12 protein-coding genes are annotated in these 14885 nt (G+C 69.3%); 5 read left to right on the top strand and 7 right to left on the bottom strand.

All coding sequences use genetic code 11. The features are described from left to right. On the top strand, positions 1 to 339 hold a 339-nt coding region (locus BMY74_RS32155), incomplete at its 5' end, for an integrase core domain-containing protein (protein ID WP_143091777.1). Here the strand turns inward: BMY74_RS32155 and BMY74_RS32150 are convergent. The 7 genes from BMY74_RS32150 to BMY74_RS45345 form a co-directional block, all read right to left on the bottom strand. Further along, on the bottom strand, positions 336 to 1778 hold the full coding sequence (locus BMY74_RS32150; protein ID WP_089922243.1) for a DHA2 family efflux MFS transporter permease subunit: 1443 nt from the start codon (positions 1776 to 1778) through the stop codon (positions 336 to 338). The two genes, BMY74_RS32155 and BMY74_RS32150, sit on opposite strands and share 4 nt — an antisense overlap. 40 nt (positions 1779 to 1818) lie before the next feature. Beyond that, the gene (locus BMY74_RS32145; protein WP_218159812.1) at positions 1819 to 2301 is read right to left on the bottom strand and encodes a MarR family winged helix-turn-helix transcriptional regulator; all 483 of its coding nucleotides are present in this window, start codon (positions 2299 to 2301) and stop codon (positions 1819 to 1821) included. A gap of 49 nt (positions 2302 to 2350) precedes the next feature. Continuing rightward, on the bottom strand, positions 2351 to 7750 hold the full coding sequence (gene pulA, locus BMY74_RS32140; RefSeq protein ID WP_089922242.1) for a pullulanase-type alpha-1,6-glucosidase: 5400 nt from the start codon (positions 7748 to 7750) through the stop codon (positions 2351 to 2353). A gap of 94 nt (positions 7751 to 7844) precedes the next feature. Further along, on the bottom strand, positions 7845 to 9089 hold the full coding sequence (locus BMY74_RS45350) for a hypothetical protein (RefSeq protein WP_177230022.1): 1245 nt from the start codon (positions 9087 to 9089) through the stop codon (positions 7845 to 7847). 20 nt (positions 9090 to 9109) lie between these two features. Then, positions 9110 to 10618: an alkaline phosphatase D family protein gene (locus BMY74_RS32130; RefSeq protein ID WP_089922241.1), complete on the bottom strand. Its 1509-nt coding sequence runs from the start codon at positions 10616 to 10618 to the stop codon at positions 9110 to 9112. A 51-nt stretch (positions 10619 to 10669) separates the two neighbouring features. Continuing rightward, a complete protein-coding gene (locus BMY74_RS32125; protein WP_089922240.1) occupies positions 10670 to 11095 on the bottom strand; it encodes a hypothetical protein in 426 nt (141 codons plus the stop codon). Between the two features lie 43 nt (positions 11096 to 11138). Then, positions 11139 to 11822, bottom strand: coding sequence for an ESX secretion-associated protein EspG (locus BMY74_RS45345; protein ID WP_177230021.1), 684 nt, complete (start codon positions 11820 to 11822; stop codon positions 11139 to 11141). 243 nt (positions 11823 to 12065) lie between these two features. Between BMY74_RS45345 and BMY74_RS45340 the strand changes: the two genes are divergently transcribed. Genes BMY74_RS45340 through BMY74_RS32100 form a run of 4 tightly spaced genes read left to right on the top strand, consistent with a single transcriptional unit; the run spans position 12066 to position 14882 of the window. Continuing rightward, positions 12066 to 13040: a DUF6346 domain-containing protein gene (locus BMY74_RS45340; protein WP_177230020.1), complete on the top strand. Its 975-nt coding sequence runs from the start codon at positions 12066 to 12068 to the stop codon at positions 13038 to 13040. A 36-nt stretch (positions 13041 to 13076) separates the two neighbouring features. Then, positions 13077 to 13520, top strand: a complete 444-nt coding sequence (locus BMY74_RS32110) for a YbaB/EbfC family nucleoid-associated protein (RefSeq protein ID WP_089922237.1) — start codon at positions 13077 to 13079, stop codon at positions 13518 to 13520. Between the two features lie 9 nt (positions 13521 to 13529). Next, entirely contained in the window at positions 13530 to 13835 is a 306-nt protein-coding gene (locus BMY74_RS32105; RefSeq protein ID WP_245786473.1) for a hypothetical protein, read from the top strand. Positions 13836 to 13838: 3 nt separating this feature from the next. Then, complete coding sequence (locus BMY74_RS32100; RefSeq protein ID WP_089922235.1) at positions 13839 to 14882, top strand: WXG100-like domain-containing protein; 1044 nt, start codon at positions 13839 to 13841, stop codon at positions 14880 to 14882. Positions 14883 to 14885: the final 3 nt, after the last annotated feature.

Below are 14885 nucleotides of genomic sequence, written 5' to 3'. Positions count from 1 at the left end.
ATCGCCTGGTTCGCCGACCGCGATGTCATGGTCGAAAGAGTGTTGTCCGACAACGGATCCTGCTACCGCTCGCATGCCTGGCGCGACGCCTGCGCCGAGCTCGGCGTCCGGCACAAACGGACCCGGCCCTACCGTCCGCAGACCAATGGCAAGATCGAACGCTTCCACCGCACCCTGGCCGACGGCTGGGCCTACGCCCGCCACTACCCCTCAGAAACCCAGCGCCGAGCAGCCCTGCCCGGCTGGCTGCATTTCTACAATCACCACCGAGCCCACTCCGCCCTCGGAGGCCAGCCACCCATCACCCGGCTGACCAACCTCCCTGGACATCACACCTAGTGCACCAGAACGGGCTGGGCGTCCCGCGACACGGCGACCTGCCGCAGCACGAACACCGCGAGCCCCAGTGCCACCGCGACGAGCGCGGCCGAGATCCAGAACGCCAGGTGGAAGCCCGAGGTCAGCGCCTCCAACCGGCCGACGCCCGACGCGAGCAACGACGACGTGTAGCTCGTCGAGGTCGTCGCCAGCACCGCGAGCCCCAGCGCGCCACCCACCTGCGCGGTCGTGTTCACCAGACCGGACGCCAGCCCCTCCTCGCCGTGCGAGGCACCGGACATCGCCAGCGTCATCAGGGCCGGGAACGACAGCCCCAGCCCGATCCCCAGCGGCGCGACCGCGGGCAGGATGTGCGCGACGTACGACCCGTCGACCGGCACCTGCGTGAACACCAGCATGCCGGCGAGCATGAACAGCAGGCCCACGATCAGCATGTTCCGCTCGCCGAACCGCGTGTTGAGGCGCGCCGACAGCGACACCGAGAACACCGCGATGGCACCGGCGACGGGCATGAACGCCAGACCGATCTGCAAAGGCGTGTACTGCAACACGAGCTGCATGTAGAGCGTGCCGAGGAAGAACAGCCCGAACATGCCGGCGACCATCGAGATCTGCACGAGGTTCGCGCCCGTCACGTTGCGGGACTTGAACACCCGCAACGGCAGCAACGGCTTCGCGGCAGTCCGTTGGCGCAGCACGAATCCCACCAACAACGCCACCGCCACGGCACCAAGACCCACCGTGTGCGCGGAGCCGAAGCCGTAGTGCTCGGCCTTGACGATCGTGTAGACGCCGAGCATCACCGCGGCCACGATCAGCAACGCCCCGAGGACGTCCGCGCCCTCTCGCAGCCCCAGGCCTTCCGAGTCGGGCACCAGGCGCACGGCCGCAACGGCGGCGACGAGGCCGATCGGGATGTTCACGAAGAAGATCCAGTGCCACGACATGGCGTCCGTGAGCACGCCACCGAGCAACAGCCCAAGGGATGCGCCCGCCGCCGCCACGAAGCTGAACACACCGATGGCGCGCCTCTGCTCGTCAGGCCTCGGGAACATCGTCACGACCATGCCCAGCGTCACGGACGTGGCCAGCGCACCGCCCGCACCCTGCACGAAGCGGGACACGATCAGCATCTCGGCGCTGACGGACAGACCGCACAGCAACGACGCGACGGTGAAGACGCCGAGGCCGATCAGGAACACCTTCTTGTGCCCGATCAGGTCACCCAGGCGACCGGCGAGCAGGAGCAGACCGCCGTAGGCGATCAGGTACGCGTTCACGACCCAGGCCAACCCGGCCTGGCCGAACTTGAGGTCCTCCTCGATCGCGGGCAGCGCGACGTTCACGATCGTCTGGTCCAGCACGATCATCAACATCCCCGCGCACAGCACGATCAGCGCGAGCCAGCGCGCGTCGGTTCTCGATCCCCCTGATGTCATAAGAGGGACCGTAGCAGATAGTTTTGTACGGGACTATCTTCTACCCAACTGCATGACGCAGAGCACGCTTGCGCGGCGGCTTGTCACACGCGACAGGGGTGCTCAACCGGCCTTCCACCAAGCGCGTCAAGCCGTTGACCATGCCTGTTCGCTCGTCATCGGGCAGCGAGCCCAGCACACTGCCGACCACGTCCTCGTACACGTCGTCGGCCTTCGCCACGATCTCGCGCCCACGGTCGGTCACCACGACAACGCGCGCACGGCGGTCCGTCGGGGACGGCTTGCGTTCGGCGTATCCAGCGGATTCGAGGGCGTCCATCGTCACGACCATGGTCGTCTTGTCGATGTTGACGCGATCGGCGATCTCGGTCTGCGTGAGGCCCGCGTCGAGGGCGCTGGACAACACGCAGCGGGCTCGCGGAGTCAGTCCGATCTCCGCGAGCCTCGCCGTCAGTTCGGTCTCCAGTGCGTGACCCGTGCGATGCAACAGCATCATCAGGTCGGTACACCCCTTCGTGCCCATGAGCACGACGGTACCAAATAGTCTCGATCCGAACTGTTTATCAGCGGAACTATCGTTCCAGCACGACGACCGACCGTGGCGCGCCGACCTTCTTCTCGCTGGTCACGGCCTTCCAGTCACCAGCGGGCAGCGTGACCGCCTTGTCCGTCGGGTACGGGTTGATGACCACGACCAGTCCGCGACGCGCCGGGTCCACGTCCGGCCCGACGGTGTCGTCGACGTGCATGACGATCACACCGGGCTCGGCCGCGGGGAACGAGACCTTCTGCTGCACCAGGTCCGCGCTGCCCAGGGAGAACAACGGCGACGTCTGGCGGATCCGCAGCAACTCGAGGGTCGCGTCCAGCGAGGCCTTCATGTCCGCCGACGCGGGCTTCGGCCCGGCCAGCAACGGCTTCGCGTACGGCCACTTCGCCTCGTTGTCGGCCTTGGGCGGCAGCCCGCGACCGAACCCGTTGTCGCGCAACGACGGGTCGTAGGCGTTGAACCAGTCGCCCGAGTCGTAGCTGTTGCGGTCCAACGACTTCGAGCGCAGGAACTCCGTACCCGCGTGGACGAACGGCCGCCCCTGCCCGAGCAACGCGGGCGCCAGGGACACCGTCTGCATCTTCACCCGGTCGGCCATCGAGGTCTCGGGCTTCAGCTTGTACATCAACGCGTCGAACAGCGCTTCGTTGTCGTGCGCGTCCACGTACGTGATGGCCTCCAACGGCTGCCCGGTGTACCCGGCGGGAGAGCCGTTGTACTGAACGTCCCGCCCGGCGACGACGGGCCCGGCTGTGGACTGGAACCGGTACGACGCCATGTTGCCCGCCATGCCGAGCTTCACCAGGTCGCTGTAGTTCTCCAGCCGCTGAGCCACGTTCCCGTTGGCGGGCGACGAGTTCACGTCCCCGGCCAGACCGGAGCCGATGCCCTGCACGCGCGGGTCGTCGTCGAACGGACCGCCGCCGCGCACCGCGTCCCGGAGCCGGTCGCTGAACGTGCCGATGCCCGTGCCGGCCATGTTCGCCTGGGTGGCCTGCTCGAACCGGGCGTTGCCCGCGACCTCGCCGAAGTCCCAGCCCTCGCCGTAGACGCCGATCTTGCGCCCGTCCACGCCGTCGCGTTCGACGGTCAGCGCGTCCAGGGCGGCGCGCACCGCGAGGATGTTCGCCTTCGGGTGGTGGCCCATCAGGTCGAACCGGAACCCGTCGACCTTGTAGTTCTTCGCCCACCGCACCACCGAGTCCACGACGAGCTTGCCCATCATGGCGTTCTCGGTCGCCGTGTTCGCGCAGCAGGTGGAGTTCGCGACCGAGCCGTCGAGGTTGAGCCGCTGGTAGTAGCCGGGCACGACCTTGTCGAGCACGGACGTCGGTGCGTCGCCGAACGCCGCCGTGTGGTTGTAGACGACGTCCACCACCACGCGGTTGCCGTTGTCGTGCAACGACTTCACCATCTCGCGGTACTGCTTCGAACGCACCCAGCCGTTCTGCGCGTCCGCCGTGGCGTACGAACCCTCGGGCACGTCGTAGTGGAACGGGTCGTAACCCCAGTTGAAGCCGTCCTTCGCCGCGACCGCACCGACGCAGGCCTGCTGCTGGTCGGAGTCGGCGGGCAGCGAGGGCAGGTCGCACGCGGGAGTGGCCTGGTCGGACCGCTTCTCGGGGATCGTCGCGATGTCGAACGTCGGCAGCAGGTGCACGGTGTCCATGCCCGCCGCGGCCAGCGTCTTCAGGTGCTTCATGCCGGTCGAGTCGCGGTGCGTGAACGCCTTGTAGGTGCCGCGGTCCGCCGCCGGAACCGACTGGTCGTTGATCGAGAAGTCGCGCACGTGCAGCTCGGTGATCGCGCCGCCCATGCCCTTCGCGACGTCCTTCGCCCACCCGGACGGCATCGAGCGGCTGTCCTTGAGGTCGGCGAACTGCGAGTGCGTCGAGTTCACCGACAGCGCCACGGAGTACGGGTCGGTGACCACGACCGTGCGCTCCCAGTTGGTGACCTCGAACTGGTAGTACTTGTTCTTCCAGTTGCCGTCACCGGACCACGAGCCGGAAGCGTCGTCTCGTTTGAGCTGCACGACCTTGCGAGGCTCACCGGAGGGCTCGTCGAACAGCCGCAGCTTGACGTTGGACGCCGTCGGCGCCCACAGCCGGACCGAAGCGCGGTCGCGGTCGAACGCCGGCCCGAACGCCAGTTTCGTCGCCGCGGCGGCATAACGGTCGTCCAGCACCCCAGCGATCTGCACGCTCGTGCGGTGCCGGATCGCGCCGCCCGCGTCGACGTGCACGGCCACGAGCCTGTCCCGCAACGCCTCGTCCACGAACCCGCGCACGGCGAACACCGGCTTCCCGCGCAGGTGCGGGAACTGCGCCGGGACCTCGTCGGTCGTGGGCGAGAGCCGCAGCACCTTCGCGCCGTACTCCAGCCGGTAACCGTCGGACTGCACCGACGGCACGTCCCAGACGACCTTGTCCTTCGAGATCCAGATCGCCTTGGCCTTGGTCAGGTCGTCGTCGGCGGCCGGACCGGCGTTCGGCGGCAGCAGGTAGGTCTCGTCGCCCTGCAACTGCCACACCTCGTTCCCCTTCTGCCCCAGGTCGAGGAACTGGTCGGGCCCGGGGTCCTTGGTGTCGCCGCGGTGGACGATATAGCTCAGGCCCGCCGCACCGGCCGCGAGCGGCACGGACCAGTAGACGCCGAACTGGTCACGTCCGTCCGGCACGCGCGACTGGTTCCAGCCGGGTGACGGCTCCGCGGAGCCGGTCCAGTGGTACATCGTCCAGTCGGTGTAGTCGCCGTCCGGGCGGTTGTAGTGGATCACCGCGCGGTTCTCGGCGGCGGCAAGAGAAGCGTGCACCTTGCCGTTCGCCACCCACGAGTGGCCACTCGTGAACTTGCCCGAGGCCTCCACGGTCGTGCCGCGCACGACGGAGAAGTCCGTGGTGGGCGGGAGTTCCGCGATGCCGTTGGTGAACGGCACGTCCCCCCGCCCGGCGACGCGCACGAAGGCACCGGTGGCGTCACCGACGTAGTGCACGACCGCCTTGCCGGTGGCCGCCTGCTCGGACGGGTGCACGGACGGGTCGCCCTGCCTAAGCCACACCTCGGGCGTGACGCTCGGGTCCACGACCCGGTCGACGGACGTGTCCTTCTCGTCGCCCTTGTGCGCGATGAGCCCGACGGACTTGGCGCCCGGCTTCAGCTTCACCCAGGCGAAGCGCCCGTAGGCGTCCTCCCCCGCGAACGGCAGCGGCGCGGCCCACTCGGTCGGCGTCTCCACGTCACCCCAGACGTGCAGGCCCCAGCCGTCGTAGTTGTCGCGCGCGTAGTGCACGACCAGCCAGTCCGGGTTCTTCGTGCCGGGCTCGGGCAGCGGCGGGGCGGCCACGAGCGACACGAACGCGCCGTCCGCGCCGAGCTCCCCCGACTTCGCCACGACGCGCAGTTCGACGCGCTTGCCCACAGCCGCACCCGGAAGCGCGGACAGGTCGGCGAACACGCGGTACGGCGCGGCGTCGTCGGTGCCGAGCACGGTCCAGTCGCGGGTGCCCTCGACGCGAGCGGCGAACGTGGCCGCCGCGTTCGGGGCGGTGATGCCGTCCGCGCGGAGCTCGACGCGCTCGTCCAGCACGGTTCCGGCGGCCGGGGCGACCAGCGTCGGCGCCGGCTTGGACTTGGCGACGTCGCCGGTGCCCTTGAGCACCATCGTCGACAGCGCGGGCACGGTCACCGTGACGCGACCGTTCTGCACAGCGGCGTTCTCGAAACCGGCGGACGACACCGGCACGGTGACGGTCGCGGGCGCGGTGCCCGCGTTGGCGACGACGAGGTGCTCGCGGCCGAGGATCCGGCTGAACGCGAACACGTCCCCGTCGGCGTAGCGGAGGACCTGGTTGCCGTCGCGCCACACCGGGTCCTTGTCGACCTGCGCGGCCAGCGTCTTGAGCTGCTGGTACAGCGGGTGCGCGGTGTTGAAGTTGTCGACGGCACCCGTGCGGTCGGAGCCGACGAACTTCTCCGCCACGTACTCGGGCGTCTTCGAGGCGAACATGTCCTGACGTGCGAGCTTGTCGCCGCCCGTGCCCGCGAAGCCCTGCTCGTCGCCGTAGTAGACGACCGGGTTGCCGCGCCACAGGTACATCAGCTGGTTGCCGAGCTTCAGCCGTTCCAGCAGCTCGGCGTCCGAGATGCCGGGGCGGTCGTTGCGGATCATCCACGCGATGCGGCCCATGTCGTGGTTGCCGAGGAACGTGGGCAGCGACGAGGCGTTGGAGTCGGCGTCGGTGTAGCGGTCGTCGTCGAGCAGGACCTCACCGAGGCGCTGGGAACCCCTGCCGGACAGGAAGGTCAGCGCGCTGCTCTGGAAGGGGAAGTCGAGCGTGGCCTGCATGCGGCCGTCGGTCGTGTACTTCGAGGTGTTCTCGGGCGAGGAGTCGAAGACCTCGCCGAACACGAAGAAGTCCTTCTTGCCCTTGCGGTTCGCGTACTGCTTCACGTGCGGCGCGAGGGCCTGCCAGAACTCCAGGTTGACGTGCTTGACGGTGTCGACGCGGTAGCCGTCGATGTCGAGCGTGTCGATCCAGCTGGTGAAGATGTCCTTCATGCCGTTGACCACGCGCGGGTGCTCGGTCATGAGGTCGTCGAGGCCGGAGAAGTCGCCCTGCTCGCTCGACTCGCCGGAGAACGTCGAGTCACCGCGGTTGTGGTAGAGCTTGGAGTCGTTGAGCCACAACGGGAACTTCGTCGGGCCGTCCTTCACCGGGGTGTACGGGAACGACTTGGTCGCGTCGAGCTTCGGGAAGTCCTTGCGGCCCGCGTACTCCGCGATGTCGAACGGCTTGCCCGACGCGTCCAGGTACGGCTGCGCGCCCGTGGAGACGTAAGACGTCTTGCCTTCCTCGTACTTGATCACGTCGGCGGTGTGGTTCGCGACGATGTCGAAGAAGACCTTGATGCCCCGCCGGTGCGCGTCGCGGATCAGGTCGCGCATCTCCTGCGTGGTGCCGAAGTGCGGGTCGAGCTTGGTGAAGTCGAGCGTCCAGTACCCGTGGTAGCCGGCGGAGTCGCCCTGCACCCAGCGGTTGAGGAACATCGGCGTCATCCAGATCGCCGTGATGCCCATGCCCTCGATGTAGTCGAGCTTCTGGCGCAGGCCCTTGAGGTCACCGCCGTGGTAGAAGCCCTTGTCGGCGGGGTCGAACCCGTGCTCGGCGGCCTTCGACCGGCCCCGGTCGTTCGACGGGTCGCCGTTGGCGAACCGGTCGGGCATCACGAAGTAGAAGCGCTCGCCCCGGAGGTCGTCGCGCTTGGGCGGCAAGGCGAGCCTCGCGTCCCCGTCGCGCACACCGGGCGCGACGTCCACCACCTCGCCCACGGCAAGACGTTGCGGTGGAGCGGCAACGGCCTGGACCGGTGTGAGGGGGAGTAGTACCAGTGCAGCGAGCGCGGCGACGACCCGACGCATCGCGACCTCCTTGTCGCAACTTCTTGCAGGGTTGCTGCACGAAACCACGGCAAACAGCAGGAAACAATACGTCGGGCTCTGCAAATATTTGCAATCAGCCTGCCGGACGCCGGTAGGTGATCGCCATGTTCAACGGATGTGAGCGCCACTCGTTGACCGCCAGTCCGGCGATCACGCCGATGCCCTCGACGGACTCGGGCGTGGCCGGAGCGCTGCGGCTCGCCGAGCCCGCGAGCGGTCCCCCGGCCGGTGGCGGCGAGAACTGGGCGATCACCACCTGCTGCCCCTCGTGCGGCTGGACGGCCAGCAGGACGTGCGGATCGGCCTGCTCGCCGTCGTTCTCGATCGGCTCCAACGACAGGAACTCGCCGCGTTCCGCCGCCTCGCCGCACTTCCGCCCTGCCCACTTGAAGGCGTCCATGACGTCGTCGTCGGAGAGTGCGGCGTTGGCCTCGGCCAGCGTGACCTGCTGCAGACGCGTGCTGTGCGCGGTCATCTGGCCGTTGGTGGTGAACCGGTCGGGGATCATCGCGTCGCCGGTCTCGACATCGATCATGAGCATGTCGCGGAACCGGGTGTCCGCGAGGGGCGAGCGCCCCATGAGGCCGCAGCCGAGCATCTCCCCCAGCGTCGCGTCGGTCGTGCGCCAGTACGTCGTCTGCTCACCGATCCGCAGGCCGACGAAGTCCCTGACCGGGAGGCTCGGCAGGGCGGTGACGAACCTCTGGCCGGGCTCGACCGGAGATGGCGGCGGCTGGGGCCGGAACGGCGGCAGCGAGGCGAACCCAGGATCCACCTGCGCCGTACGGACCACATGGTGGGCCCACGCGCGCACGCGCGACAGCGGGTGGTCGGGGAACCTCGGGTCGTGGCGCGGGTCGTCGCCCGCGTGGAACGGCAGCACGCCCTGCAGCTCGGGCGCGTACGGGTGTTGCTTGACCCAGTTCTCGAACCCGAGCTCGGCGGCGAGCACGGCCTCGCGAGCGCCCGTCATCCCCCGCTCGGCGGCCACCAGCTGCAACACGGCGCTGGAGCGCTCCTTCGGGATGGTGAACGAGCAGGTGAAGACCTGCCCGTTCGGCTGGTTCGGCAGCGGCAGCTTGACGATCCGCAGCAGCGCGGGCGCCCCGCCGAGCTGGACGACGTGCGCCTCGACCAGGCAGCCGGCCTCGCCGTGGATGACCGCGAGGTCGTGCCGGAGCTTCGGCAGGTCGTCGAGCCCTGCCGGGAGGTCCGGGACCAGGCCGAAGTAGGTGAGCACGGCCTGGTCACCGTTGGCGTGCTGCCAGGTGTTCTGGTCGAGCTGACGGAAGCCGGTGGTGTCGAACGAGATGGGCACGCACCGACACTACGTCCCTGCTAGACGGCCTTCAGCGTTTTGGACCACAGCGACGCGCCGGTGGCGTCGCGCAGCCACACCGTGAGCTCGTGGTGCGACGCCTTGACCTCGCCGAAGTGCTGGAACCCGTCCAGCGGCGAGGTGTTGGCGGCGGGTGGCGCGTGCACGAACACGGCCTGCGGGCCGAACGTCGGGTCGAGCGTGTTCGGACCGAACGCGCCGGAGTGCAGCGGGCCGGACACGAACTCCCAGAACGGGTCGAAGTCGCCGACGGCCGCGCGGTCGGGCGAGTAGTGGTGCGCGGCCGTGTAGTGGACGTCCGCCGTCAGCCACACCGTGTTCTTGACGCGGCGCTTCTTGAGCTCCCTGAGCACCCACGCGATCTCGTGCTCACGGCCGTTGGGCGCGCCCGGCAGACCGTTCGCGACGCCCTCGACGTCGGCGCCGTCCGGCACGGTGAGGCCGATCGGCAGGTCCGCCGCGATGATCTTCCACGTGGCCGTGCTGCGGCTCAGGGAGTCGACGAGCCACTTGGCCTGCTTCGCGCCGAGGATGACGCCGGGCTGGTCCTTCGGGGCGGTGTTCCTGTCCTTGTAGGTGCGCATGTCGAGCACGAAGATCTCGACGTTGCGGCCGTAGGAGAACTTCCGGTAGACGCGACCGTCGACCGCACGCTTCTGATCGATCGGCATCCACTCGTGGAACGCCTGGAAAGCGCGCTGTGCCAGCACGTCCACGCGCTTCTCGGTGTACTGCGGCAACTCCAGGATCTCGCCGGGGTACCAGTTGTTGGTGACCTCGTGGTCGTCCCACTGGACGAAGCTCGGGACCTGGGCGGCGAACCGCTTCACGTTGTCGTCGAGGAGGTTGTAGGCGAACTGGCCGCGGTACTCGTCGAGCGTTTCGGCCACTTTGGACTTCTCCGGCGTGACGACGTTGCGCCACACCCGGCCGTCCGGGAGCGTCACGCTCGCCTGCATCGGGTTGTCGGAGTAGACGCTGTCACCGCTGTGGACGAAGAAGTCGGGCCTGCGGTCGGCCATCGCCTTGAAGATCGGCATGCCGCCGATGTCGGGGTTGATGCCCCAGCCCTGGCCCGCGACGTCACCGGACCAGACGAAGCTGACCTCCTCCCGGCCGAGCGGGGCCGTCGTGAAGCTGCCCGTGACCGGTTCGCTGCGGCTGCGGCCGTGCAGGTCCTCGGCCGTCACGCGGTAGTAGGCCGGACGGCCGGGCAGCAGGCTCGAGACGCGCAGCTGGCCCGTGCCGCCGGTCTCCGGGGTGAGCAACGGACCGCGGAAGTGGCGGGAGAGGCGGAACTTCGGGTCGTGGGACACCTCGACGAGCATCCGTGACGGCCGGTCCGCGCGGGTCCAGACGATGCCGCCGTCCCAGGTGACGTCACCGGACTGCACGCCGTGCGTGAGGATCGGGCGGTCGGTCTTCGCGAGGCCGACGCCACCCGGCACCAGGGCGGCGGCCGTGCCGAGTGCGCCTGCCTTGAACAACGTACGACGGTCGAAGGTCATGCGCGGTTTCTAGTCGCCGGTTCTGACCAGCGGCCGAACCGCGGGTGAACTTCAGCAGCGCTTGTCGGTCCAGCCGCTCACGTAGCCGCCGCCGGGCACGGTGACGCTGGCCACCGCGCGGGTGCACTTGTCCAGCGTGGCGCCACCGGCACCCCAGAGCTCCTGCCTGGTGGTGCTGCGGGACTCGCTGCCGGGGTACTCCTCGGTGCCGTCGATCACCGCGATCCAGTTGGTGACGCGGAAGGTGTGGTTCTGGGCGTAGGAGTCCCAGACCCAGGTGTAGGCGTAGTTCTTGCCGCAGCCGGCGAACTGCTTCACCGACGCGATGGTGGCGCCCTGGTACTTCACGTACCCGGTGGTGCCGATCTGCTTGGCGGAGGCACATCCCGGGACGGTCTCGGCGTGGGCGGTGCCCGAGAACCCGGCGGACAGCAGCGTCGCGGCCAGTGCGGCGGCGATGGCGAAAGGCTTTCTCACGGCCGTGACGCTGCGGCAGCCCGGTTAGGCGGTGGTAAATCCCTCAGGTCAGGCGCTTCAGCCAGTCGGCGATGACCTGGCGGGACGCGGGTGTGGCGTGCACCCACTTCTGGTGGTTCTCGTCGGTGTACTTGACCACGAGCCAGCGGCCGTCCTCGAAGTCGATCGTGGTGAGGAACGTCTTGGCCCGCTGCCTGCCCTCGCCGTCGTGCCTGGCCGCGTACAGCTTCGCCGTGCCCTTGCGGGGCCGGGCGAGCAGCCGGCGCAACGAGAGCGTCGGCGACGCCAGGCCCTGCTGGTGCAGGTTGATCTCGGTCTCGTGCACGTTGATCGACGCGCCGCGGCCCGCCGGGACGTCCGGCAGCTGCATCGCGAGGACCTCCGGCGCGTTCTCCGGCCGGATCGGGTGCAGCTGCACGAACCCGTTGTCGTGCACCGCGAGCACACCTTGCTGCGCGTTCGCCGCCACGACGACGGGCCTGGTCTCGTGCGGTGTGACCGCGATCCAGGCCGAGTAGTCGTGCTCCGCCTTGGCGATCAGGTGCAGCGCGCCCCTCACGTCCGGGTGGTCGAGCCCCACGCGGTGCAGCTCAGCGAGGACGTCGCGCTGGTCCTCGGTCTCGCCGGGCGAGCCGACCGGCAGGGCGGGGTGGTGCTCCCCCAGCTCCTCCTGCTTCCACAGCACGTCGAAGGCCAGGTCGGACAGTTGGATGGACGACCGCAGCACGTCACCCCCCGATCGTCGGCCGTACGACCACCAGCATGGCACCGATGATCTCGTTCGTCTTGTCCTCGGTGATGAGGTGGTCGGCGGACTGGTGCTCCAGGTCGGTGCCTCGCGCAGAATCGAGTTCCGAACAGCATAGCGCCAGGTCGCAGGCCTCGTCCGGGCTTCGGGGCCCGATCGGGTGAACCCGGACGGCTGCCGAAAGCGACCTGCCGTCGCGTTGCCAATGTCTAGGGTGGGCGGGTGCGCGCACTCGCTTTCGGACTCGCCGCCGTCCTCGCCTTCCTGGCCCTGGCCACGACGATCCGCACCACGGACGTCCTGACCGGCGCGCTGGAAGCACGGCAGGTCGGCACCGCCACCGTGACGTCGTGCACCGAGCACGGCCCGATCGGGCGGTGGGGCGTCGGCACGTCCCACGCGTGTGAGGCGGACGTGCGGTGGGACGGCGGCGGCACCGAGCGGGTCGCGTTCGCGCCGGGGCAACTGGAGCCGGGCGAGCAGGACGTCGCCGTGTTCCGGTCCACGAGGGAGGCCGGGCGCAACGACAGCGCGCGCTGGTTCCTCGCCGGGCCGCTCGCCGCCGTCGCGCTCGGGTTGCTGGCGCTATGGTTCCTGGTCGCGGCGGTGCTGTCGCTCGTTCCCGCGCGGACGGCCGCGAAGAAGCCCGACGACCAGTGGCCGGTCACCAAGGCAGAGGTGAAGGCCACTCCTGTCACGCGGCGCGTGCGGCGGTTGCGTCTGCTGGCGTGGCTCGCGCTGGCCACGGCCGCCGCGGAGGGGCTGGCCTCGATGCCGTTCTTCGACGCTCCGCGCCGCGCCGGGGAGTTCGTGTCGCCCTGGCCCGCGATCGAGGACGCGTGGCTCGTCGACCTGCCGTCCGGGGTGCTGGCCGGGTTCGCGGTGCTCGTCGCCGCGGTCATCGGGCTGATCGCGGAGAGCGTGCACAAGGACGCCGCCCGCATCGTCCGCTATGGACAGTCCTACCTCGACGCGAAGAAGGTGCCGCGGGGCGGGAGCAGCTGGGTGCCGTCGGCGATCCTCGCGGCGCTCGCGGTGTGGGCGGTCGTCGAGGTGGTGCTCGCGATCGACGACGCGCCGGTCGTCGTGTGGCTGGCCGGTGGGCGGGACGCGCTGGTGCTGCTGGCCCTGCTGGGCGTCGTGCTGTCCACCCGGCAGTCCGCAAAGGACATGGCCGCGCAACTGGTGGCGAAGTAAGGGAACCGGAACGCCGCCCGATCAGTCTGACGGGACATGAGTTCCGCAGAACTGGGCGCTGGGCAGCAGCGGCTCGACGACTACATGCGTCGCGTCAACGACATCCAGCGCAGAGCCGAGGAGACGCAGGCCCAGCTCAAAGCGTTGCGCGCGGACGTGAGCAGTCCCGACAGGTCGGTCGCGGTGCGGATGGCGCCGGGCGGCCGGCTCGAGAAGCTCAGCCTGACGCCCGCGGCGATGCGGATGTCGCACGACCAGCTCGCCGCCCTGATCACCGAGACGGTGAGCAGGGCCCACGCGGCCGTCGCCGGGCAGATGGAGGCGACCATGCAGCCGTTGATCGGCGGCACGCCGGCCATGGACTTCCTGCGCGACCAGGTCACCGCGGCGCAGGCGCCGGAGGAGACCGACGAACAGCCGCGAAGGCAACAACAACCGCCGCGCGACGACGACGAGCCGTTCGGCACCATCTACCGGTAAGGGGTCCCGGTGACAGGATTTTCCATGGAGCCCGCCGACGTGATCAGTCACGCGGGCACCGTGCAGTCGTTCGGAATGGAGCTCACGCGCGCCGCCGGACGAGGCGAGAGCGTTGATCTCGGCGTCGAGACGTACGGGCTCATCGGCCAGGTCTTCAGCATTCCCGTGCGCATCCACATCGCGGCGATCGCGAATTCCATCAACGAGCTGGCGAACGCGCTGCCGGACGTGGCCGACGCGCTGCGCGACAGCGCGGACGCGACGCGCGAGACCGACGACGACCACGCGAAGCTCTTCGCGAAGTACAAGGGGTAGCAGATGGTTCTCGACGTCAGTGCCGACAACGCCACCGACGGTGCGCGGATCGTCGACACCGTCTGGAAGTGCGCGGAGGACTTCAACAACCCGAGCGACTGGGCGTTCGACGGTGTGGCCCTCGGGCTCGACGTGCTCGGCTTCGTGGCGAACCCGCTCGGCACGCTCGTGGGCGCGGGCATCGGCTGGCTGATCGAGCACGTGTCGTTCCTCAAGGAACCGCTCGACGACCTGGCGGGCGATCCCGGCGCGATCAACGTCGTCGCGGCCGCCTGGGGCGAGGTCGCCAAGGCGTGCGCCAAGGTGGGCAACGACTACGCGGCCGCCGCCACCAGCCAGACCAGCACGTGGACCGGCCAGTCCGGCGACGGCTACCGCAAGGCGGCCGCCACGCTCGCCGAGCAGATCAAGGCCCTCGAAGGCGCCGCGAACGCCGTGGCCACCGGCATCCGGGGCACGGGCGTCCTGGTCGCGGCGGTGCGCGGCATCATCCGCGACATCGTGGCGGACGTGGTGGCGGAGTTCATCATCGCCGCCGTGACCGCGCTCGCGACGAGCTGGTGCAGCTTCGGCGCCTCGATCGCCGCGTTCACCGGCTGGGCCGTCGCCCGTGCGGCGTCGACCGCGGGCAAGATCGCGGGCAAGGTCAGCAAGCTGCTGATGAAGCTCGCGCAGGCCGTCCGCAAGTTCGACAACCTCAAGGGCGTGTCCGACGCGCTCGCCAAGGCCGCGGTCAACATCGGCCGCAAGGCCAAGGGCGTCGGCCGGTCGATCGGCAAGAACCACGCCGCCGTCAAGCAGATCGAGGACGGCTTCGCGAGCGCCAACAACGCGATCCGCGACAAGCTCACGTTCGGCAACGACGCGGCCAAGAACGCGGCGAACCGGGTCGACGACATCATGGCGCCGCGCGGCCGGGACGGGTTCGCGGACACGGTCAAGCCCGTGGCCCTGGGGCGGACCGGCGCGTCCGAGGCGTTCAAGGAAGGCGCCAACTGGGACGAGAGTTACGAGAAGGGCCAGGAGGACCTGAACAAGCAGAGGTGACGT

The organism is Lentzea albida (genome assembly GCF_900111005.1).
Lineage (GTDB): Bacteria > Actinomycetota > Actinomycetes > Mycobacteriales > Pseudonocardiaceae > Lentzea > Lentzea albida.
This window is presented reverse-complemented; position numbering and strand designations above follow the sequence as displayed.

What these genes read in the sequence shown, in the direction of transcription:
- BMY74_RS32150 (WP_089922243.1), bottom strand. Translation starts at nt 1,778, where the DNA reads ATGACATCAGGGGGATCGAGAACCGACGCGCGCTGGCTCGCGCTGATC.
- BMY74_RS32145 (WP_218159812.1), bottom strand. Translation starts at nt 2,301, where the DNA reads ATGGGCACGAAGGGGTGTACCGACCTGATGATGCTGTTGCATCGCACG.
- pulA (WP_089922242.1), bottom strand. Translation starts at nt 7,750, where the DNA reads ATGCGTCGGGTCGTCGCCGCGCTCGCTGCACTGGTACTACTCCCCCTC.
- BMY74_RS32130 (WP_089922241.1), bottom strand. Translation starts at nt 10,618, where the DNA reads ATGACCTTCGACCGTCGTACGTTGTTCAAGGCAGGCGCACTCGGCACG.
- BMY74_RS32110 (WP_089922237.1), top strand. Translation starts at nt 13,077, where the DNA reads ATGAGTTCCGCAGAACTGGGCGCTGGGCAGCAGCGGCTCGACGACTAC.
- BMY74_RS32100 (WP_089922235.1), top strand. Translation starts at nt 13,839, where the DNA reads ATGGTTCTCGACGTCAGTGCCGACAACGCCACCGACGGTGCGCGGATC.